This window comes from Sanguibacter antarcticus, assembly GCF_002564005.1.
GTDB classification, from domain to species: Bacteria; Actinomycetota; Actinomycetes; order Actinomycetales; family Cellulomonadaceae; genus Sanguibacter; species Sanguibacter antarcticus.
Genome location: NZ_PDJG01000001.1, coordinates 1,004,909 through 1,026,475, shown reverse-complemented (window position 1 = coordinate 1,026,475; position 21,567 = coordinate 1,004,909). Strand labels below are relative to the sequence as shown.

The window sequence follows — 21,567 nt, the reverse complement described above, 5'->3', positions numbered from 1 at the left end:
ACACAGGGCTCCCACCTCGCGCGAGGTGGGAGCCCTGTGTCGTCGTGCAGGTCGTCGCACGTCAGTCGGTGGACGGCACCTTCGGTGCCGCGTCGACGCCGGCTTCCTTGCGCTGCTGCGCGGTGATCGGTGCCGGTGCCTGGGTGAGCGGGTCGAAGCCGCCACCAGACTTCGGGAAGGCGATGACGTCGCGGATGGACTCCGACCCTGTGAGCAGCGTGAGGATCCGGTCCCATCCGAGGGCGATCCCGCCGTGGGGCGGCGCGCCGAAGGCGAACGCGTCGAGCAGGAAGCCGAACTTCTCCTGTGCTTCCTCCTCCCCGATCCCCATGACGTCGAACACCCGCTTCTGCACGTCCTGACGGTGGATTCGGATCGATCCGCCGCCGATCTCGTTGCCGTTGCAGACGATGTCGTAGGCAAAGGCCAGGGCCTCGCCCGGGTTCTCCTCGAACGTGTCGATCCACTCGGGGGTCGGCGACGTGAACGCGTGGTGCACCGCTGTCCAGGCGCCGTCTCCGACGGCGACGTCGTCGTCTTCACCCGTCGGCTTGAACAAGGGCGCGTCGACGACCCAGACGAAGGCCCACTGGCTCTCGTCGATGAGGCCGGCCTTCTGCCCGATCTCCAGGCGCGCAGCACCCAGCAGCGAGCGAGCGTCCGTCGCCCTGCCTGCGGCGAAGAACACGGCATCGCCAGGACCTGCGCCGGTCGCGGCCGCGAGGCCGTCTCGCTCTGCGTCACTGAGGTTCTTGGCGACCGGACCGCCGAGCGTCCCGTCGTCGGCGACCGTCACGTACGCGAGGCCCTTGGCACCGCGCTGCTTCGCCCACTCCTGCCAGGCGTCGAACCCACGACGCGGGGTCGATGCGCCTCCGGGCATGACGACGGCTCCGACGTACGGGGCCTGGAAAACGCGGAACGCCGTGTCGGCGAAGTACTCCGTGAGGTCCGTCAGCTCGAGGTCGAAGCGGAGGTCCGGCTTGTCCGAGCCGAACCGCTCCATCGCGTCCTTGAACGTCATGCGAGGGATCGGGGTGGGCACCGTGTATCCGATGAGGTCCCACAGCGCGACGAGAAGCTCCTCACCGAGCGCGATGACGTCGTCCTGCTCGACGAAGCTCATCTCAACGTCGAGCTGGGTGAACTCGGGCTGCCGGTCGGCGCGGAAGTCCTCGTCCCGGTAGCAGCGAGCGATCTGGTAGTACCGCTCCATGCCTGCGACCATGAGGAGCTGCTTGAAGAGCTGGGGCGACTGCGGCAGCGCGTACCAGGATCCGGGTGCCAGACGAGCAGGTACGAGAAAGTCGCGCGCCCCCTCGGGCGTCGAGCGTGTGAGCGTCGGGGTCTCGATCTCGACGAACTCCTGTGCGTCCAGGACGCGTCGCGCAGCCGCGTTCGCCTTGGCGCGCAGCCGCAGCGCAGCAGCAGGCTTCGGGCGGCGCAGGTCGAGGTAGCGGTGCTTGAGCCGGGCTTCCTCGCCGATGGTCTCCGTCCCGTCGAGGGCCGTCGAGACCTGGAACGGGAGCGGTGCCGACTCGTTGAGGACGACGACCTCGCTGGCCACGACCTCGATCGCACCGGTCGCGAGGTTCGTGTTCTCGTTGCCGCCCGGACGCGCCGACACCTCACCGGTGACCTGGAGGACGTACTCGTTGCGCAGCGGGTGCGCGACAGCCTCGTCACGGATGACGACCTGCGCGATGCCGCTCGCGTCGCGAAGATCGATGAAGGCGACCCCGCCGTGGTCGCGACGGCGATCGACCCACCCCGTGAGGGTGACGGTCTGGCCGATGTGGTCGGCCCGCAACGATCCGGCGGTGTGAGTGCGTAGCACGGAAGAGCCTCTCAGGGATGTGGGAGCGTCCGGCAGACCGGACGGTTTGAACCGACCCAAGTCTAGGCCGTGAGCGTGCGCCGGCGCGCACCTCGAGGGCGCACGCCACGATCACCTGCCCCGGAGCGGATCACGAGGTAGCGACGACACCCGGCCACAGGTCGCTGTTCGGCGGCATCCACACCGACGGGTCGGCTTCGACCTGCTCGCCGGAACGGATGTCCTTCACCTGGTGCGCCACCGGTGTCCCGTCTGCTGCCGTCGACTCCGGGAACCAGACGAAGGGGATGCCACGGCGGTCGGCGTACTTGATCTGCTTGCCGAGCTTGGCTGCAGAGGGCGACACCTCGGCCGGGATGCCGCGCGCGCGCAACGCACCAGCGACGGCGTCCGACGCAGTGCGCACCTCCTCGGACATGACCGCCACGACGACCGCGCTCGGCACCGAGCGTGTCGCCCGGACGAGCCGCGCAGAGAGGAGCCGCGAGACGAGCCGCGAGATGCCGATCGAGAGACCGACGCCCGGGTACGTCGCAGCGCCGTCCGAGGCGAGGGTGTCGTAGCGTCCGCCGGAGCAGATCGACCCCAGGTCTTCGTGCCCGACGAGAACTGTCTCGTAGACCGACCCGGTGTAGTAGTCGAGCCCACGGGCGATCTTGAGGTCCGCGCGCACGACGCCGGGTGCGCGCACCGCAGCAGCCGTCATGAGCGCACCGAGCTCGACGAGCCCCTGCTCGAGCAGGTCCGACGTGATCGCGTGAGCGTCCACGAGCTCACGGACCCGATCGATGACCGTGCTGTCGTCGCCCGACACCTGGGCGAGCTCGAGGCATGCCTGCGCCTGCGCCGGCGTCGCGCCGATCTCGTCGACGAGAGCAGCCACGACCTTCGTCCCACCGATCTTGTCGAGCTTGTCGATGATCCGCAGGACACCGTCGACGTCCTCGATCCCGAGGCCCCGGTAGAAGCCCTCGGCGACCTTGCGGTTGTTCACGAGGATGCGGACCTCTGGCACACCGATCCCTCGGAGCGCGGCCAGCGCCTCGGCCATGACGAGCGGCACCTCGACCTCGAAGTGGTACGGGAGGTCCCCCGCGCCCACGACGTCGATGTCCGCCTGCACGAACTCACGGAAGCGGCCGTCCTGAGGACGCTCGCCACGCCACACCTTCTGGATCTGGTAGCGCTTGAAAGGAAACGCGAGGTGCCCTGCGTTCTCCAAGACGTAGCGCGCGAACGGCACGGTCAGGTCGAAGTGCAGACCGAGCCCCTGCTTGTCGGCCGCGCTCACCGACGCCTCCGCGTCGTCCTCGCCCTGGAGCCGGCGCAAGACATAGACCTCCTTGGAGGTCTCTCCCTTGCGCAGCAGCTGGTCGAGCGGCTCGACCGCGCGCGTCTCGATGCCAGCGAAACCGTGCAGCTCGAACGTCTTCCGGACGGTATCGAGGATGTGCTGCTCCACGATGCGGTCGGACGGAAGCCATTCGGGGAAGCCTGAGAGAGGTGTTGGGCGTGCCATAGCTACAGATCTTGTCAGATGCACAGCGATACCCGGTCCACGGTCCGTGAGCGCACACGTCAGCGCGGCGTCAGCATACTCGGCCAGACTTCCCTAGACTATGGAGAAGTTTCTCGTCATGGCGGTCGCCAACCGGTCGCCGTGAGAATTCTCACGAGAGAAGATCACCGGCTTGGGGCCTACCCAAGCAGTCGCTGACGCGCAGACGGGCCAGCCCGCTCAGTCGTCATCATCATCCAAGGAGTTGAGCCCCCAGTGAGCGAGAGCACCGAAACCACACCGGATGCGACCACGGACATCGTGGAGGTCTCGGTTGACGCTCAGGCGACGCCGACCCCCGCTGCTCAGGTCCCCCCGTCACCGGAGGCCGCGCCGTCGCCAGAGGGCTCGTCGGCCGAGGCCGAGGCTGAGTCTGCACCTGCACCTGCACCTGAGGAAGCCGCTCCGGCAGCGCCCGCACCGGCGACCCCGCGCCCCGCGCCGGTCCCCCGTCCCACCCCGCGCCCCGTCCCGCGTCCGGCTGCAGCGCCGCAGCAGAATGCCTCGGCACCTGCCGACCGTGCCGCGCCCGCGGTCGCCGTCATCCCGGACGAGATCGCTCAGACCAAGGCAGCGCGTGCGTTCGGACGGGTGGACGACGACGGGACGGTCTATGTCACCGACAGCGCCGGCGAACGCGTCGTCGGCCAGTTCCCTGGCGTCACCCCGGACGAGGCGATGAGCCTGTACGTCCGCCGCTTCCTCGATCTCCAGGCCAAGATCGCGCTCTTCGAGGCACGCCTCGGTACCGCAGAGCTCGCACCCAAGGAGATCGATGCGACGCTCGCGAAGATCTCCGACGAGATCGCCGAGCCAGCAGCTGTCGGCGACCTCGACGGACTGCGGACCCGGGTCGACGCCATCCGCGAGATCGCCGCTGCCCGCAGGGCTGAGCTCGATGCCGACCGGATTGCTGCGAAGGAGGTCGCTCTGGCTGCACGGACGGCCATCGTCGAGGCTGCCGAGCGTCTCGCCGGCACCGAGCCGGCCAAGATCCAGTGGAAGCCCGCTGGAGAGGAGCTCCGGGTGCTCCTCGAGACCTGGAAGACCGCTCAGCGCTCTGGTCCGCGTCTCGACAGGGCCTCTGAAGAAGCCCTGTGGAAGCGTTTCTCCCACGCCCGGACCACCTTCGACCGCGAGAGGCGTCACTTCTTCGCCGAGCTCGAGAAGCAGAACTCCGGAGCCAAGGCGTCCAAGACCGCCCTCGTCGCCGAAGCAGAGCGTCTCTCCACGAGCACCGAGTGGGGTGCCACCGCTGGTGCATATCGGGATCTCATGGAGCAGTGGAAGGCCGCAGGCCGCGCGAACCGCAAGGACGACGACATGCTCTGGTCACGGTTCCGCCGCGCCCAAGATGCGTTCTTTGCAGCACGCGACGCCGCCAACGCCGCGACGGACGCCGAGTACGGCGAGAACCTCGTCGTCAAGGAGGCGCTGCTCGTCGAAGCCGAGGCGTTGCTGCCGGTGACCGACCTCGCCCAGGCGAAGATCTCGCTCCGCGCGCTGCAGGAGCGTTGGGAGACCGCAGGCAAGGTACCGCGCGGCGACGTCCAGCGCGTCGAGGGACGCATGCGTGCCGTCGAGACAGCGATCCGTGACGCCGAACAAGCGAAGTGGACGCGCTCGAACCCAGAGACGCACGCCCGCGCCGAGGGGGCGGCTGCGCAGCTCGAGGCTGCGATCTCGGTGCTCGAGGCGGACCTCGAAGCGGCTCGCGCACGCGACGACGCTCGCAAGACGAAGGAGATCGAGGCTGCACTTGCCGCACGGCGCTCATGGCTCGAGCAGGTCGTCAAGGCCGCTGCGGACTCACGCGGCTGACTCGTCGTCGCGCGCTGACCGCAGTCGGTGCACGGCTCGCGCCCAGCGTCGAGAAGAGGCTCGTCATCCACAGATGGCGGGCCTCTTCTGGCGTCGCGACGCAGTGCCGGGGCACAGTGGCACCGTGCTCATTCCCACCGCGCTCATCCCCGTTGCGCTCATCCCGACTGCGCTCCCCCGCGGCTCGTCCGACCCGCTGACGCTCGACGAGCTGCTCGCCCCACCACCTGTCGTGCAGCCGCCGTACTCCCGTGAGTCTCTCGGCTCTCAGGCGTGGGCCGCCATGGTGCGTGACGGGGACATCGTCGAGCTGTGGGACGGGCACGGACTGCCTGCGGGGCTGGCAGCGACCCCGGAGCTCCGAGCACGGTCTCTCGTCCACCAGGTCCCGCGGGACGTCATCGTCGGTCGACGAACCGCAGCATGGGTGCACACCGGCACGCCGCGGCCGGTGCACCTGAGCGTCCTGTACGAGCCGCGCGGATACCGTCCGCGCAACACCACAGGGCTCGAGCTGTCACAAGCCTCGGTCCGTCCGTGGGAGGTCGTCATGATCGGCGGCCTCCGGGTCACCGACCCGGCGCGGACGGCGCTCGACGTCGCCACCTGGGCCGACCCTGACGAAGCGACAGCGATCCTCGTCTGTCTGCTGCGCCACGGCGTCGAGGTCTCGGACTGCCTGCAGCGCCTGGATCGGGTCGCGAACTGGCGCGGAGCAGGCCGCGCACGGGACCTCCTCCTCCACGCCGCCCGCTCGGTCAGGTCAGGATCCGCGTCTCCGCAGCCTTCGAGCCGGTGATCCGGTAGACGTCGAACACGCCCTCGGTCTTGCGCACCGCCGCAAGGACGGTCGCGAGATGGGCCGGCTCCGCCATCTCGAAGACGAACCGCGAGACCGCTACGCGGTCGGTCGACGTGGAGACGGTCGCAGAGAGGATGTTCACGTGGTTGTCGGAGAGCACCTTCGTGACGTCGGACAAGAGACGTGAGCGGTCGAGCGCCTCGACCTGGATCTGGACGAGGAAGAGCGTGTTGCCACCCGTGGTCCACTCCACCTCGACGATGCGCTCGGGCTGGGCCCGCAGACCCTCGACGTTCCCGCAGTCCGCCCGGTGGACGCTCACGCCCTGCCCGCGCGTCACGAAACCGACGATCTCGTCCCCGGGGACCGGGGTGCAGCACTTGGCAAGCTTCACCCAGATGTCGTCGACACCCTTCACCGCGACGCCCGGGGCGCCCGTCCGTGGACGGCGCGACGCATGGCCGGGACGGGCAGTCTCGGCAAGGTCTTCAGCATTGCCGTCCTCGCCCCCCATCGACTTCACGAGCCGGTGGACCACGTTCGCCGCGGAAACCTGCCCTTCGCCGATGGCGGCGTAGAGCGCCGACACGTCCGCGAACCGCATCTCGTGTGCAGTCGTCACCATCGACTCGTGGGAGAGGATGCGCTGGATCGGCAGGTTCTGCTTGCGCATCGCCTTCGCGATGGCGTCCTTGCCCTGCTCGATCGCCTCTTCGCGACGTTCCTTGGAGAACCACTGCCGGATCTTGTTCTTCGCGCGTGGGCTCTTGACGTAGGCCAGCCAGTCGCGGCTCGGGCCTGCGGTCTCCGACTTCGAGGTGAGGACCCCGACGACGTCACCGTTGTCCAGCGTGGAGTCGAGCGGGACGAGCCGACCGTTGACCCGGGCACCCATCGTCCGGTGCCCTACCTCGGTGTGGACCGCGTACGCGAAGTCGACGGGCGTCGAGCCCGCCGGCAGAGCGATGACGTCTCCCTTGGGGGTAAAGACGTACACCTCGCCGCCGCTGATCTCGAAGCGCAAGGAGTCGAGGAACTCTGAAGGATCGGCTGTCTCGCGCTGCCAGTCGACGAGCTGGCGCAGCCACTGCATGTCGCCGCTCCCGGCTTCGCCCCCAGGCTTCGCTGCCTTGTCCGCTTCCTTGTACTTCCAGTGGGCGGCGACGCCGTATTCCGCCCGCCGGTGCATGTCGTGGGTGCGGATCTGGATCTCGACAGGCTTGCCGCCAGGACCGATCACCGTCGTGTGCAACGACTGGTACATGTTGAACTTGGGCATCGCGATGTAGTCCTTGAACCGGCCAGGGACCGGGTTCCATCGCGCGTGCAGCGCTCCGAGAGCCGCATAGCAGTCGCGGACCGAGTCGACGAGCACCCGTGTCCCGACGAGGTCGTAGATCTCCGCGAAGTCGTGCCCGCGCACGATCATCTTCTGATAGATCGAGTAGTAGTGCTTGGGGCGCCCGGTCACCGCGGCCTTGATCTTGGCCGAGCGCAGGTCTGCGATGACCTGCTCCCGTACGAGTGCGAGGTACTCCTCGCGCGCTGGCGCACGCTCAGCGACGAGATGCACGATCTCGTCGTAGACCTTGGGATAGAGAGTCTGGAAGGACAGGTCCTCGAGCTCCCACTTGATCGTGTTCATGCCGAGCCGGTGCGCGAGCGGCGCGTAGATCTCGATCGTCTCGCGTGCCTTGCGCTGAGCGGACGTAGACGGCACGAACTTCCAGGTCCGAGCGTTGTGCAACCGGTCAGCGAGCTTGATGACGAGGACGCGGATGTCACGGGCCATCGCGACGACCATCTTGCGGACCGTCTCGGCCTGCGCCGCGTCTCCGTAGGTGACCTTGTCGAGCTTGGTCACGCCGTCGACGAGCATCGCGATCTCGTCGCCGTACTCGGTTCGTAGCTGATCGAGGGAGTAGTCGGTGTCTTCGACCGTGTCGTGGAGCAGCGCGGCGGCGAGCGTCGACGGCGTCATCCCGAGCTCGGCGAGGATCGACGCGACAGCGACCGGGTGCGTGATGTACGGATCGCCGCTCTTGCGCATCTGACCGCGGTGGGCCTTCTCGGCCGTCACGTACGCACGCTCGATGATCGAGACGTCACCCTTGGGGTGGTTGGCCCGGACCGCTCGCAACAGCGGTTCGAGCGCGGGCGTACCGACCGCGTGCCGTGATCCGAAGCGAACCAGGCGGGAGCGCACACGGCTCGCAGAACCGAGCGTCGGCGCGACGGGCGCCACGGTCGTGTCCGTGACGGGCGTGGCAGCCGTCGAGGTCTCGCTGTGCGACTCGTCGTTCGCAGGCACCGGAGTGGTGCGCGTTCCTTCGCTCATGCGCGCCTCCCGGGATCCGAGCTCGGGAGAAAGCCCCGAGGAGGAGATTCTACGGTGCCGTCGCCAAGATGGAGGACACCTCTCGCCCGGCGAGGCGGCTCCGTCCGTCGAGCGCGGTGAGCTCGAGGAGGAACGCGAGCCCGACGACCCGTGCACCGACCGCCTCGACGAGCTGTGCTGCGGCCGCAGCCGTCCCACCGGTCGCGAGCACGTCGTCGACGAGCAGCACCCCGACGCCAGGGCGGACCGTGCCCTCACGCAGCTCGAGGCACGCCTGCCCGTACTCGAGGTCGTAGGTCACCGCGTGCGTCGGAGGCGGGAGCTTTCCGGCCTTGCGGATGGGGACGAAACCCTTTCCGAGATGAGCGGCGAGAGCCGCACCGAGGATGAATCCTCGCGCTTCCATCCCGGCGACGAGGTCAACATCTGCAGGAACCGCATGGGCGAGAGCGTCGATGACGGCGCGAAACCCCTCAGGGTCCACGAGCAGGCCCGTGATGTCCTTGAACAGGATCCCGGGCTCGGGAAAGTCCGGGACGTCGCGGATGTGGCTCGAGATGAGGTCAGCGTGCGGACCTGCTGACGCAGCGACGAGGCTCATCGGCCGCTCTTGCGCTTGCGCGGCTGGGCCTGGTGCCCCTGGTGCGCGCCCGGCTGCAGGTGACCGGTGAATGCGAGTGCCGTGGTGGTGCTCGCTCCCGTCTCGTCGGTGACGACGACCGCGGACCGCGCCTCAAGAATCTTTGCCGTGTGGGCTGCGGTCTTCGCCTCACGCTGGCGAAGAGTCACCTCGAGCGGCGTCGCCAAGAAGATCGACGAGTATGTCCCGACGCCCATCCCGACGAAGAGGGCGAGCGAGATGTCGCGCAGGGTGCCTGCTCCAAGGATGAACGCACCGATGAAGAGGATCGATGCGACGGGCAGCAGCGCGACGATCGAGGTGTTGATCGAGCGCACGAGCGTCTGGTTGACGGCGAGGTTGGCCTGCTCCGCGTAGGTGGTCCGCGACTGGTCGAGCACGTCGTCGGTGTTCTCACGCACCTTGTCGAAGACGACCACCGTGTCGTAGATGGAGTAGCCGAGGATCGTGAGGAACCCGATCACCGTCGCAGGCGTCACTTCCCAGCCGATCGCTGCGTAGACGCCAGCCGTGATGATGAGGTCGTGGAAGAGCGCGAGGATCGCGGCCAGCGCCATGCGCCACGCACGGAAGTAGAGCGTCATGACGATCGCGACCAGGACGAGGAAGACGATGAGCCCCGTGATCGCCTTCTGGGAGACGTCCTTGCCCCAGGACGGGCCGATGAACGAGCTCGTCACCTGGGTGCTGGCGACCTCGTAGGCGTCGGCCAGCGCGACGCGGACGTCACCGACCTGAGCCTCGGTCAGCTCGGCGGTCTGCACGCGGATGGCGCTGTCCCCGAGCGTCGAGATGCGCGGCACCTCGTTCGGAGCGATGGATGCCACCGCGTCGGCGGCGATCTCTTGGTTCTGGGTCACGACACCGTCGACGGTGAACTCAGAGCCACCTCGGAACTCGATACCGAGGTTGAAACCACGAGTCAGGAGCACGACGAGCGCGAGCAGCACCATGATCGCCGACGCGAGGTAGAAGCGGCGGCGTGCGCCGACGACGTTGTACGAGCGTCGACCGGTGTGAAGGTCGTTGCCCCACTGTGAGAATCCCGCGGCCATCAGAGGTTCCCGCCCTTGTGCTCGTCGATCTCGTGATCGTCGGACTTCGTCTCGTCCGCGGCCTCTGGGCCGTCGGAATCCGGATCGTCGGCCAGCACGGTGCTGTCCGGAGCATCGTCGGCGACCACGTCGTGGTCGGTCGTCGAACTGCTGGACTGCGCGGCTCGACGCTCAGCGATCGTCATCTTCCTCCCGTCGTCGGCGCCAGACCTGCCTGCTCCCACGAGGACCTTCGTGCTCGATCCCGGAGCCGATCCGTCGGGAGCTGCCGTACCGAGCCCCGACGACCTGCTGGCCACACGTCCACGGCCCGCGTACCGGACCGACTCGACGCCGAGCTGACGCGGGTCGAGACCCGACGCACGGTGCCCCTTGCCGAAGAACTTCGTCGTCGCGAGCACCCGCATGAGCGGGTGGGTGAAGAGGAACACGACGAGGATGTCGACGACGGTCGTCAGACCGAGGGTGAACGCGAACCCGCGCACGCCACCGACCGCGAGGAAGTACAGGACGATCGCGGCGAGGAAGTTGACCGCGTCGGACGCGAGGATCGTCCGGCGCGCTCGTTGCCACCCTGTCTCGACCGCGGAGGTGAGCGAGCGTCCGTCGCGCAGCTCGTCACGGATCCGCTCGAAGTAGACGATGAACGAGTCGGCGGTGATCCCGATCGCGACGATGAGACCTGCCACACCCGGCAGGGACAGTCGATACCCCTGCGTCCATGAGAGGAGCGTGATCAGCCCGTAGGTGATAAGACCAGCGATGACGAGCGACGCGACGGTGACCAGGCCGAGCGCACGGTACTGGACGAGCGAGTAGAGGACGACGAGCGCGAGACCGATGAGGCCGGCGATCAGGCCCTTCTGGAGCTGTTCGCTGCCGAGCGTCGCCGAGATCTGCGACTCGCTCTGCACCTCGAACGTCAGGGGCAGCGCGCCGAAGTTCAGCTGGTTGGCGAGGGTCGTCGCCGTCTCCCGCGTGAAGCTCCCGGTGATCTCCGCCTGGCCGTCGGCGATGATCACCTCGACCGTCGGCGCCGAGATCACGAGGTTGTCCAACACCATCGCGAACATGCCGGGCGACTGCGTCGGCGGGTTGAGCAGGATCCACGACGAGTACGTCGGGAGCTTGGACAGCCGGGTGGTGACCTCGGTGAACTTGTCTGCGCCCTCGGAGTTGAACTGGATGCTCACGGCCCAGTCGTTGAGCGTGGTGCCCTGGGAGTTCGTCCGGAGCCCCGAGGTCGCACTGTCGATGTCGAGCCCAGCGATCTCCATCGGGCCGAGGATGTACTTCATCGTCCCGTCGGATCCGCACGCGACGATCGGTGCGTTCGCGTCCTGGGCGCCGCCGCCGCCGGCGAGGTTCGCTGGCAGGGTGCAGTCGAGGGCGTCGAACTCGGCCAAGAGCTCTGGAGTCACCTGAGCGAAGTCGCTCGGGTCGGTCGGGACCACGGGCTCGGTGGCCGGTTCGGTCTCGGCCGTCTCCTCAGAAGGCTCGATCACCGCGGGGTTGCCGAAGAACAGGACCGGTCGGAACTGCATCTGTGCCGACTCGCGCACGAGGTCCAGGGTCTCCTGGCTCGGGGTGCCGGGCAGCGCCACGACGATGTTGCTGCCGGCCTGGCTCGTGATCTCGGCTTCTGCGACGCCGGAGGAGTCGACACGCTGGCGGATGATCGCGATGGCCTGCTCAAGATCCTCGGCGGTGACCTGCTCGTCGTTGTCGGTGACGGGCTGCAGGATGATCTGCGTACCGCCCTCGAGGTCGAGCGCCCGCTTCGGTGTCCACTCGGCGCTGGACCAGATGGTCCCGGCGAGGAGGGATCCGAAGATTCCGAGGACGATGATGAGAAGTCCGACGAGCGCCCGGCTCTTGCCGGGCTTCTTGCGGTTGGTGGTGGCCAACGGAGTCTCTTCCCGTGCGCGCACCGAGGCCGTAGAACGGTCACCGGTGCGAGTCTGTGACCCGCGTGCCGTGCCGGGCCGTGCTGTCTGGGTGGTGCTGCCTGCCTACTTGGTCGTGTCGTCCGGCTTCGGCTTCTCGATCAGGCCCGAGATGTCGTCCGGGATCGTGAAGGCCTGCTTCTTCTCGATGTCGACCTTCTGTCCGGCATCTGTCTGAGCAGCCTCTGCTGCGACGGCCTCCCCCTCAGAGGAGACGGGGTCGACCTGCTTGGCGATCGCGGCCCGGAGCCAGCGTGAACGGTTTCCAGGCGTGCTCTCGAGCGTGACGACGTCATCCGCGACCGAGACGACCGTACCGAAGTATCCGGACCCGGTCATGACCTCTTGGCCTGGCTGAAGGTCGTCGCGGAACGCGACCGACGCTTGCTGCTTCTTGCGCGAGCTACGCGACATGAGGAACATGGCGCCGATGGCTAGCGCGGCGAAGAGAAGAATTTCCATGACGTGGGATCACGTCTCCTGTTCTGCAGAGGGAACTACCGGAGTCTAGGCGCAGGTGCGCCGAAGTGACTAACGACCGGGCCGCCCGATTGGTGCCTTCCGTCGGTATTCCTGCAGGACGAGCGCGAGACCACGGGCTGGGGCCGCTAGCTGAACAGCGTCGAGGCCTCGGCCGGGGGCGTGAGCCCGAGGTGCTGCCACGCCGCTGGCGTCGCAACCCGCCCGCGCGGCGTGCGTCCGACGAGCCCCTCCCGCACGAGGTAGGGCTCGGCGACGGTCTCGACGGTCTCGGGCTCCTCGCCGACCGTGACGGCGAGCGTCGTGAGACCGACCGGCCCGCCTCCGAACCGCGTGCACAGAGCGGTGAGCACGGCACGGTCGAGCCGGTCGAGGCCCAGCGCGTCCACCTGGTACACATCGAGCGCTGCGTGCGCGGCCTGCAGGTCGAGGGAGCCGTCGCCACGCACCTGGGCCCAGTCGCGAACTCTGCGCAGCAGCCTGTTGGCGATGCGAGGCGTTCCTCGCGACCGCCCCGCGATCTCGACCGCGGCGTCGGGCGCGAGGTCCGCGCCGAGCAGCCTCGCTGATCGCACGAGGACGCGCTCGAGCTCTTCGGCAGAGTAGAAGTCGAGGTGTCCGGTGAAGCCGAACCGGTCGCGCAGCGGAGCAGGCAGCAGTCCGGCTCGGGTCGTCGCTCCCACCACCGTGAAACGAGGCAGGCTCAACGGGATCGCGCTGGCTCCTGCTCCCTTGCCGACGATGATGTCGACACGGAAGTCCTCCATCGCGACGTAGAGCAGCTCCTCCGCCGGGCGTGCCAGGCGGTGGATCTCGTCGATGAAGAGGACCTCTCCCTCGTCGAGCGAGGACAGGACCGCCGCGAGGTCTCCGGCGTGCTGGATGGCCGGACCCGACGTCACACGCAGGGACGTGGCGAGCTCGGCTGCGATGATCATCGCCAGCGTCGTCTTGCCGAGCCCGGGCGGCCCGGAGAGGAGCACGTGGTCCGGGGGCGCGCCGCGCCCGACCGCTGCGTCGAGCACGAGCGAGAGCTGGTCACGGACGACGCGCTGGCCCACGAACTCGTCGAGGCTGCGTGGTCGGAGCGCGGCCTCGGCGGCACGCTCCAGCTCGTCGGCGCCGGCGCCGGTCGCTCGTCCCGGCGCGAGGTCGATACCGAGAGCATCGACGTCCGGTTCACCCACGATGTCCGCCGAGGACCTTGAGCGAGCTGCGCAGGATGCTCGGCACGTCTGCGGCTGCCACGTGGTCGACACCGAGATCACCGAGAACGGTCGTGATCGCGTCGTCGGCGACCTTCGTGGACCAGCCGAGACCCACGAGGGCCTCGCTCACACGCTCGCGTTGGTCCCCTGCGAGCTCGCGTGCTGCCGATCCCGACACGCCCGCCGCTTCGTCGTCCACCGGGTGGCCGAGCTTGTCCCCCAGCTCGAGGACGAGCCGCTGGGCTCCCTTCTGACCGATCCCGGGAACCCGGGTGAGCGCTTTGAGGTCACCGGAGGCGAGAGCCCGCCGCAGCGCATTCGGCGTGAGGACTGCGAGCATGGCGAGCGCGAGCCGTGGCCCGACCCCGCTCACGGTCTGCGCCGCCTCGAAGACCGACCGTTCGTCGTCGTCGGCGAACGCGAAGAGCGTCATCGAGTCCTCCCGCACCACGAGAGAGGTCGAGAGGCTCGCCTGCGCGCCGACGCGGAGCGTCGCCAAGGTCGCCGGCGTGGCGTGCAGGAGGTAGCCGACGCCGCCGACCTCCACCACTGCAGAGTCGAGCCGCAGCATCTGGACGGTCCCGCTCAACGATGCGATCACGGACAGCTCACTTTCGAGGCGGACGCAGCCGTCGGCCGAGAGGCACGAGGGCGGGCGTCGTGCGAACACGTGTACGAACACACCACCGTATCAAGGGTCACCGGGTGCCTCGGGCCCGACGCGCCGCCTGCTCGGCCGCCGCCCACGCCTTCTGAGCAGGGGTGAGGGCAAAACGCTCAGCCTTGTCGAGCAAGGCCGCCGGCCGCCAGAGCTGACAGATGGCGATCGCGAGGGCGTCAGCGGCGTCCGCTGGCTTGGGAACCTCAGCGAGGCCGAGGATGTTCGCGACCATCCGCTGGACCTGTTCCTTCCCTGCGCGTCCGCTCCCGGTGACGGCGGCCTTCACCTCGCTCGGTGTGTGCATGGCGACCGGCACCCCACGACGCGCAGCAGCGACCATCGCGAGACCCGCGACCTGCGCGGTGCCCATGACCGTCGAGACGTTGTGCTGGGCGAAGACCCGCTCGACCGCGACGATGTCCGGGACATGAAGGTCCATCCATCGGTCGAGCTCGTCGGCGATGAGAAGCAGGCGCTGGTCGACCGAGATGTCGGGAGGCGACATCGCCACACCGACAGCCACCAGCTGAGCCCGGCGCCCCGACTGAGAGTCGACGACCCCGATGCCGCAGCGGGTCAGCCCCGGGTCTACACCGAGCACTCGCACGTCTCGACCGTTCCCGGGAGCTCTGCCGTCCGCGTCCTGGTCAGTCGTCCTCGAGCTCGGCCATGACCTCGTCGGACGCGTCGAAGTTCGAGTAGACGTTCTGGACGTCGTCCGAGTCCTCGAGAGCATCGATGAGACGCAGGACCTTGCGAGCGCCCTCCGCATCGACCTCGACCTGCATGGACGGGTGGAACACGACGTCGGCAGAGTCGTACTCGATCCCTGCGTCCTGCAGGGACGTGCGGACGGCGACGAGATCGGTGGCCTCGCACAGCACCTCGAAGGCGTCGCCGAAGTCGGTGACCTCTTCTCCCCCGGCCTCGAGGACCGCCTCCATGACGGAGTCCTCGTCGGTCCCGTCCTTGGGAACCATGACGACGCCCTTGCGGGCGAAGAGGTAGGACACGGAGCCTGGGTCGGCCATCTGCCCGCCGTTGCGAGAGAACGCGGTGCGCACCTCGGCCGCTGCGCGGTTGCGGTTGTCGGTGAGGCACTCGACGAGGAGCGCGATGCCGCCCGAGGCGTAGCCCTCGTAGAGGATCGTCAGGTACTCGGCGCCGCCGGACTCCTGGCCGGACCCACGCTTGACCGCCCGGTCGATGTTCTCGTTCGGGACCGAGGTCTTCTTCGCCTTCTGGATGGCGTCGAAGAGTGTCGGGTTGCCGGCGAGGTCACCGCCGCCTGTGCGGGCAGCTACCTCGATGTTCTTGACGAGCTTAGCGAAGAGCTTTCCGCGCTTCGCGTCGACGACGGCCTTCTTGTGCTTGGTCGTGGCCCATTTGGAGTGACCTGACATGCGTTAGTACCCCTTGCGAACGATCGATACGAACAGTTGGTGGATGCGAGCGTCGCCCGTGATCTCGGGATGGAACGACGTCGCCAAGAGGCCACCCTGACGGACTGCGACAATCCTACCGGCGGCAGGACCCGTCCGGATCGTCGCGATGGCGCTCGCCCTGGGCCCGGTCGACTCGACCCACGGGGCACGGATGAACGCAGCGTGCACCGGCGGGCCCTCGACCCCCTCGACGTCGAGGTCGGTCTCGAAGGAGTCGACCTGGCGTCCGAACGCGTTGCGCCGCACGACGACGTCGAGCCCCCCGAGGGTCTGCTGGTCGCTCGTGCCGCCGACGACCGTGTCGGCGAGAAGGATCATCCCGGCGCAGGACCCGTAGACGGGCAGCCCGTCGGCGATCGCCTTCTGCAGCGGTTCGTAGAGATCGAAGATGCGCAGGAGCTTGTCGATCGTGGTCGACTCCCCGCCAGGCAGGACGAGACCGTCCACAGCCTCGAGCTCCGCGACCCGGCGGACACCGACGGTGCGCGCGCCTGAGGACTCGAGAGCCGCGCGGTGCTCACGGACGTCGCCCTGAAGCGCCAGGACACCGATCAAAGGATTCACGATCGACCATCGTACGCGGGCGGCGGTGACTGTCCCGGACGCCGTCAACCGACAGCAGTGTTCTCGTCCTCGGTGCCCAGGTGCTGCGTGGTCCCGTCCCATCCGGGGAGCAGATCGGCGACGATCGTCGCCAGCGAGGCGGGAAACACCTCGATCTCGACGGCGCGCAGCTCGTCGAGCGTCAGCCAGGCGCACTCGTCGAGGAAGCTCGACTCGAGCAGGGTCCACCCTGACCGGCTCAAGCCCGCCGCGCTGTCGAGGCGGACCACGTAGAACGTCTCGTGCTGGAGGCGGTGCGCCCGCGCGAAGTCGAAGATCGCGGACCGGGTGAGCACCGGCCCGTCGAGGTCGTCTCGTGCGACGCGCAGGCCCGTCTCTTCGAAGACCTCTCGGACGGCAGCGTCCCGTTCGTCCTCCCCCGGGTCGATGCCACCTCCGACCGTGAACCACCAGTGCCGCGTCGGGTCGTCCGCGTCGTGCCCGCGCAAGAGAAGGACACGGTCCGTCGCGTCGACGATGATGACCCGCGCTGCGTGGCGCGTGAGCATCCCGTCCGGGCCGAGCGTCCAGCCCGGGTCGAGATGCTGGGTCTCGGGGTGGGTCTCGGGCTGGCCAGCGAGCGTTCCGCCGCTCGAGAGACCCGACGACGGAACCCCCGACACCGCGTGGGCGTCAGGGGTTCCGGACGAGAGGTCGGTCAAGCTCTGCTCACCAGCCGCGCTCTGCGAGACGGTGGGGCTCAGGGATCTCGTCGACGTTGATGCCGACCATCGCTTCGCCCAGACCACGGGAGACCTTCGCGATGACGTCGGGGTCGTCGTAGAAGGTCGTCGCCTTGACGATCGCGGCGGCGCGCTCTGCCGGGTTGCCCGACTTGAAGATGCCGGAACCGACGAACACGCCCTCAGCCCCCAGCTGCATCATCATCGCGGCGTCGGACGGCGTCGCGATGCCGCCTGCCGTGAACATCACGACGGGGAGCTTGCCGGTGCGCGCTACCTCGACCACGAGGTCGTAGGGGGCCTGGAGCTCTTTTGCCGCGACGAAGAGCTCGTCCTCAGCCATCGAGCTCAGGCGTCGGATCTCCGCCCGGATGGTGCGCATGTGCATCGTCGCGTTCGAGACGTCGCCGGTGCCGGCCTCGCCCTTCGACCGGATCATCGCTGCGCCCTCGTTGATGCGGCGCAGGGCCTCGCCGAGGTTGGTCGCGCCACACACGAACGGTGCAGTGAAGGACCACTTGTCGATGTGGTTGGCGTAGTCCGCCGGGGTCAGGACCTCGGACTCGTCGATGTAGTCGACACCGAGCGACTGGAGCACCTGCGCCTCGACGAAGTGCCCGATGCGGGCCTTCGCCATGACGGGGATCGAGACCATCTCGATGATGCCGTCGATCATGTCCGGGTCGCTCATCCGCGAGACGCCACCCTGTGCACGGATGTCGGCGGGCACACGCTCGAGCGCCATGACCGCGACGGCTCCGGCATCCTCGGCGATCTTCGCCTGCTCGGGCGTGACCACGTCCATGATGACGCCACCCTTGAGCATCTCCGCCATGCCCCGCTTGACCCTGGCGCTGCCGACGATGTCGTTCGCCTCTGCGGCAGTCGCAGTTCCCTCACGTGACGTGTTCTCGCTTGGCACAGCAAACCTCACTCAGTCTTGCGTCGGATCACGTAGCCCGTTGACCACGCCGTAAGGCTCAATGCTACGCCGAGAGGGTGCCCGTCGAGGCTCCTCGTCCACCCGTCGCACCGGGTCGCCGCAGTGCCGTGGGCCAGGCGTCGTCGAGCTCGACCGTCTCTGGCATGACCGCGTGCCCGGCGAGCCGCACCGCCCGGACGACAGCCTTGCTGCGCACGCGCTGAGCCTGGGCGACGGCCTCGTTGTGGAAGCGTCGGGCAAGCTGGACCCGGTACCAGGCCGCCGCGAGCGCTTCGAGGAGAGCGTCGCCGTCCGGTGATCGGTAGAGCTCCTCTACCTCGGTGGGGTCCTCCAGGACGGTGCGCAGGGTGGCCGAGAGGATGCTCTCTGCCTGGGCCCGGTCGTCGCTGAAGCCGGTGCCGAGCGCTCGCGACACTCCCTTGCGCGTCGGCGCCCGGTGGTCGGCGGCGTCTTGGCGTGTGAGCGCGACGAGGTCGGCAAGGTCGGGGACTGCTGCGACGAGCTGGTGACCTCCGGAGTCTTCGGCGACGGAGGACTCGTGGGCTGCCTCCGCGACGAGGACGGAGCTCACCGGGTCGAGCGCGCCAGAGGCTGCGAGGTCGACGGCAGCCGCGGAGCGACGGACGAGCTGGGAGTCCAGGGCGAGGCGTGATGCGACGACCTTGCGGTGGAGTCGGTCGAGCCTCGATGCCGAGACCCACAGGAGCCAGGCCACCAGCGCGAGCATGATCAGGACGAGGATCGTGGTCTCGGACCAGGTCATGACGTGACCTCGGTCCATCGGCCGCGGCCGGGCCGGATCGACGACGGGTCTTCGCGGACGCCGCCGAGCGCGCGGCTCGCCTCGAGGACCATCTCGTAGACGGTGAGCACCTGACCGGTCACGGTCGACCAGTCGAACTGGAGCACGCTGCGGCTCGCGTAGGAGATCTTCTCGGCTCGGCCGGCCGGGTCGGCGAGCGCGTCGAGGACTGCTCGGGCGAGGTCGGCGCTGTCTCCGACGCGGAAGATGAAGCCTGCCTGGCCGTCGTCGAGGACGCGCTCGAAGGCACCGAGGTCGCTCGCGACGACGCACGCCCCGGCGCTCATGGCCTCGACGAGCACGATGCCGAAGCTCTCCCCGCCGGTCTGCGGCGCGACATAGAGATCGACAGAGGAGAGCAGCTGTGCTTTCTCGTCGTCGCTGATGGAGCCGAGGAACTCGACGGACCGCGCTTGTTCGCCGAGCGCCTCGAGCGCCGCAGCCTGGCCGTCGTCACCGCGTCCTGCGACGAGGAACCGTGCGCCCGGGACCTCAGCGAGGATCGCTGGGATCGCCCCGGTCAGGACCGGCAGGCCCTTGCGAGGTTCGTCGAGGCGACCGAGGAAGGCGATGGTCGGCGCACCGGGCGTACCGGTCCAGTCCGGGAGCGCAGACGCCGAGGCGAACTTCTCGACGTACACCCCGTTGGGGATGACGACCGCGTCCCCGCCCATGTGCTCGACCAGCGTGCGGCGTGCGTCTTCGGAGACGGCGATGCGAGCGGAGATCTTCTCGAGGCTCTGGCGGACGAGCGGGTACGCCATCTGCAGCGCTCGTGACCGGATGAGCGCTGTGTGGAAGGTGCCGACGATGGGTCCTTGTGCGATCCACAGGGCGAGCATGCCGAGGCTCGGTGTGACGGGCTCGTGGAGGTGGAGGATGTCGAACTCGCCCTCCTTGAGCCATCGGCGCACCTTGGCTGCGGTGCGGGGGCCGAAGGTCATCCGGGCGACCGATCCGTTGTACTTCACGGGGATCGCCTTCCCGGCGGACGTGATGTAGTCGGGGATGGGTGTGTCCTCGTCGGCGGGGGCGAGCACGGAGACGGTGTGCCCCTGCGCCATGAGCGCCTCGGCGAGGTCGCGGACGTGGAACTGGACCCCGCCGGGGACGTCGAACGAGTACGGGCAGACGATCCCGACTCTCAGGCTTCGCTGTGCCATGGCGTGTCCGTCCGCTGGTTGGTGTGCGCCAGGCGCACCGGGTCGAGGTCGTCGACGAACACCTTCTGGAGCATGTGCCAGTCTTCGGGGTGCTCGGCGAGACCGGGGCTCACCGCGTCGACCCAGCCTTGGGTCGCGGCCTGCATGCGCTCGCCCTTGGTGCCCGCTGTCGGGACGTCGACGGCCGGGTGGAACGTGATGACGATGCCCCACGGGCTGCCCGCGGCGCGACGACGTGCGCCGGTGAGCCGCTCGTAGACGATGTTCGCTCCGACGAGGGGCGCACCGCACGCCACAGCGAGGGCGGCAGGGCCTGTCGCGACGCGGACCTGGGCGTCGAAGAGCCGGGCCTCGATGCCGTTGTGGCTGAGGTCACGGTCGGCGAGCAGGCAGATGAGGCGCGCTGGTGCTGGGCTCCTCGCCTCGCGCATGAGCCTGCGGAAGACGTCGCCGTCCCCGGCCGTGAGGATCTCCATGCCGAGCCCCTCGCGGAACGCCTTGAACTCCTCGTAGAGGGCTGGTGGCTCGAGGCGCTCGGCCACGGTGAGGACTGGGGCGATGTGCCGCGAGGCGTAGACCCCGGCGAGGTCCCAGTTCCCCTGGTGGGTGAGCGCGACGACAGGTGAGACACCGGCGTCGGTGAAACGGGTGCAGTTCTCGAGGCCGTCGACGCGCACACGCGCAGCGATCTGTGCCTCGCTCGTGCGTTGGAGCACGAACACCTCGCGGTAGTACCGCATGTAGGACCGCATACCGCGGCGAGCGAGCGTGCGGATCTCCCGCGCGGAGGCCTCAGGGCGCGCACGACGAAGGTTGCGACGGAGCTGGTCGACGCCACCGCGACGGCTCAACGACGCGACGTCGGCGACGACCGAGAACAGTCCACGCACGATCACGGGCGGGAGCGTGCCGACGTGGCGCCACGCGAGGTGGAAGGCTCGTGCTGAGTCGATCATGAGGGGCTCGGTACGGCGAACGCCTGGTGGCGGACGGTCAGCATCCGCTGGACGACAGTGACGAGGCTGGCCAGGGCAAGGAGCACGAGTGCGCCGACGAGCACCTGTGCGGGGGCTCCGAGGCCGACGAGCACGGTGGCAGCGAGGGAGACGAGGAGGCGGTCAGCGCGTTCCGCGATCCCGACGTTCGCCGTCATGCCGAGGCCTTCGGCACGAGCTCGTGCATAGGAGACGAGGGAACCGAAGACGAGGCAGGCCAGGGCCGCGATCGTGCCGTACGTGCGCAGACCACCGTCGTGCTGGACGAGGAAGTAGGCGGCGAGCCCGCAGAAGATGGCGGCGTCCGCGAGCCGGTCGAGCGTCGAGTCGAGGAACGCTCCCCAGAGGCTGGACCGGCCGGAGAGACGTGCCATCGTGCCGTCGAGCGCATCGAGGAACGCGAAGAGGGCGATGACGACGGAGCCGACCGCGAGGTGGTCCGTCGGGAACGCCCACAGGGCCGTGACGAGCACGCCGACGGCACCGAGCGCCGTCACGGCGTCGGGTGAGACTCCTGCCCGGAGGAGCACGCGGGCGAGGGGGGTGAAGAGCATCGTCATGACGCCCCTCAGTCGGCTCAGCACGTG

Annotated in this window: 20 protein-coding genes; 2 read left to right on the top strand and 18 right to left on the bottom strand. The window is 68.6% G+C overall.

The window, feature by feature from the left end; translation table 11 throughout:
- Nucleotides 1–61: 61 nt before the first annotated feature.
- Complete coding sequence (gene aspS, locus ATL42_RS04615; RefSeq protein ID WP_098454340.1) at nt 62–1,837, bottom strand: aspartate--tRNA ligase; 1,776 nt, start codon at nt 1,835–1,837, stop codon at nt 62–64.
- A 130-nt stretch (nt 1,838–1,967) separates the two neighbouring features.
- On the bottom strand, nt 1,968–3,356 hold the full coding sequence (gene hisS, locus ATL42_RS04610) for a histidine--tRNA ligase (protein ID WP_098454339.1): 1,389 nt from the start codon (nt 3,354–3,356) through the stop codon (nt 1,968–1,970).
- A 255-nt stretch (nt 3,357–3,611) separates the two neighbouring features.
- On the opposite strand from hisS, the gene ATL42_RS04605 reads away from it, so the two are divergent.
- Together ATL42_RS04605 and ATL42_RS04600 are read left to right on the top strand one after the other, a co-directional pair.
- Entirely contained in the window at nt 3,612–5,216 is a 1,605-nt protein-coding gene (locus ATL42_RS04605; protein WP_098454338.1) for a DUF349 domain-containing protein, read from the top strand.
- A gap of 124 nt (nt 5,217–5,340) precedes the next feature.
- The gene (locus ATL42_RS04600) at nt 5,341–6,015 is read left to right on the top strand and encodes a hypothetical protein (RefSeq protein ID WP_143556693.1); all 675 of its coding nucleotides are present in this window, start codon (nt 5,341–5,343) and stop codon (nt 6,013–6,015) included.
- On the opposite strand, the gene ATL42_RS04595 is transcribed toward ATL42_RS04600, so the two are convergent.
- The 16 genes from ATL42_RS04595 to pgsA all read right to left on the bottom strand — a co-directional run bounded on the left by ATL42_RS04595 (nt 5,975) and on the right by pgsA (nt 21,564).
- The gene (locus tag ATL42_RS04595) at nt 5,975–8,356 is read right to left on the bottom strand and encodes a RelA/SpoT family protein (protein ID WP_245862118.1); all 2,382 of its coding nucleotides are present in this window, start codon (nt 8,354–8,356) and stop codon (nt 5,975–5,977) included. The genes ATL42_RS04600 and ATL42_RS04595 overlap by 41 nt on opposite strands.
- Nucleotides 8,357–8,405: 49 nt before the next feature.
- Entirely contained in the window at nt 8,406–8,957 is a 552-nt protein-coding gene (locus ATL42_RS04590; protein WP_098454336.1) for an adenine phosphoribosyltransferase, read from the bottom strand.
- Complete coding sequence (gene secF / locus ATL42_RS04585) at nt 8,954–10,051, bottom strand: protein translocase subunit SecF (protein WP_098454335.1); 1,098 nt, start codon at nt 10,049–10,051, stop codon at nt 8,954–8,956. The genes ATL42_RS04590 and secF overlap by 4 nt, the downstream gene beginning before the upstream one ends.
- Nucleotides 10,051–11,958 (bottom strand): protein translocase subunit SecD, encoded by a 1,908-nt coding sequence (gene secD, locus ATL42_RS04580; protein WP_098454334.1) that lies wholly within the window; start codon nt 11,956–11,958, stop codon nt 10,051–10,053. Before secD ends, secF begins: the two co-directional genes overlap by 1 nt.
- A gap of 105 nt (nt 11,959–12,063) precedes the next feature.
- Entirely contained in the window at nt 12,064–12,459 is a 396-nt protein-coding gene (yajC, locus tag ATL42_RS04575; RefSeq protein ID WP_098454333.1) for a preprotein translocase subunit YajC, read from the bottom strand.
- Between the two features lie 146 nt (nt 12,460–12,605).
- Entirely contained in the window at nt 12,606–13,634 is a 1,029-nt protein-coding gene (gene ruvB, locus ATL42_RS04570) for a Holliday junction branch migration DNA helicase RuvB (RefSeq protein ID WP_245862708.1), read from the bottom strand.
- 22 nt (nt 13,635–13,656) lie between these two features.
- Nucleotides 13,657–14,286, bottom strand: coding sequence for a Holliday junction branch migration protein RuvA (ruvA, locus tag ATL42_RS04565; protein ID WP_098456333.1), 630 nt, complete (start codon nt 14,284–14,286; stop codon nt 13,657–13,659).
- A gap of 97 nt (nt 14,287–14,383) precedes the next feature.
- Complete coding sequence (gene ruvC, locus ATL42_RS04560) at nt 14,384–14,953, bottom strand: crossover junction endodeoxyribonuclease RuvC (RefSeq protein ID WP_211281779.1); 570 nt, start codon at nt 14,951–14,953, stop codon at nt 14,384–14,386.
- Between the two features lie 40 nt (nt 14,954–14,993).
- A complete protein-coding gene (locus ATL42_RS04555) occupies nt 14,994–15,749 on the bottom strand; it encodes a YebC/PmpR family DNA-binding transcriptional regulator (protein ID WP_098454330.1) in 756 nt (251 codons plus the stop codon).
- 3 nt (nt 15,750–15,752) lie between these two features.
- A complete protein-coding gene (gene pdxT / locus ATL42_RS04550; protein ID WP_245862114.1) occupies nt 15,753–16,355 on the bottom strand; it encodes a pyridoxal 5'-phosphate synthase glutaminase subunit PdxT in 603 nt (200 codons plus the stop codon).
- Between the two features lie 44 nt (nt 16,356–16,399).
- Nucleotides 16,400–17,056, bottom strand: a complete 657-nt coding sequence (locus ATL42_RS04545; protein WP_245862111.1) for an NUDIX hydrolase — start codon at nt 17,054–17,056, stop codon at nt 16,400–16,402.
- A 7-nt stretch (nt 17,057–17,063) separates the two neighbouring features.
- Complete coding sequence (pdxS, locus tag ATL42_RS04540; protein WP_098456331.1) at nt 17,064–17,942, bottom strand: pyridoxal 5'-phosphate synthase lyase subunit PdxS; 879 nt, start codon at nt 17,940–17,942, stop codon at nt 17,064–17,066.
- A 121-nt stretch (nt 17,943–18,063) separates the two neighbouring features.
- Nucleotides 18,064–18,783 (bottom strand): hypothetical protein, encoded by a 720-nt coding sequence (locus ATL42_RS04535; protein ID WP_098456330.1) that lies wholly within the window; start codon nt 18,781–18,783, stop codon nt 18,064–18,066.
- Complete coding sequence (locus tag ATL42_RS04530) at nt 18,780–19,970, bottom strand: glycosyltransferase family 4 protein (protein WP_169925470.1); 1,191 nt, start codon at nt 19,968–19,970, stop codon at nt 18,780–18,782. Before ATL42_RS04530 ends, ATL42_RS04535 begins: the two co-directional genes overlap by 4 nt.
- Entirely contained in the window at nt 19,967–20,941 is a 975-nt protein-coding gene (locus tag ATL42_RS04525) for a phosphatidylinositol mannoside acyltransferase (RefSeq protein ID WP_098454327.1), read from the bottom strand. The genes ATL42_RS04530 and ATL42_RS04525 overlap by 4 nt, the downstream gene beginning before the upstream one ends.
- Entirely contained in the window at nt 20,938–21,564 is a 627-nt protein-coding gene (gene pgsA, locus ATL42_RS04520) for a phosphatidylinositol phosphate synthase (RefSeq protein ID WP_098454326.1), read from the bottom strand. The genes ATL42_RS04525 and pgsA overlap by 4 nt, the downstream gene beginning before the upstream one ends.
- Between the last annotated feature and the right edge of the window lie 3 nt (nt 21,565–21,567).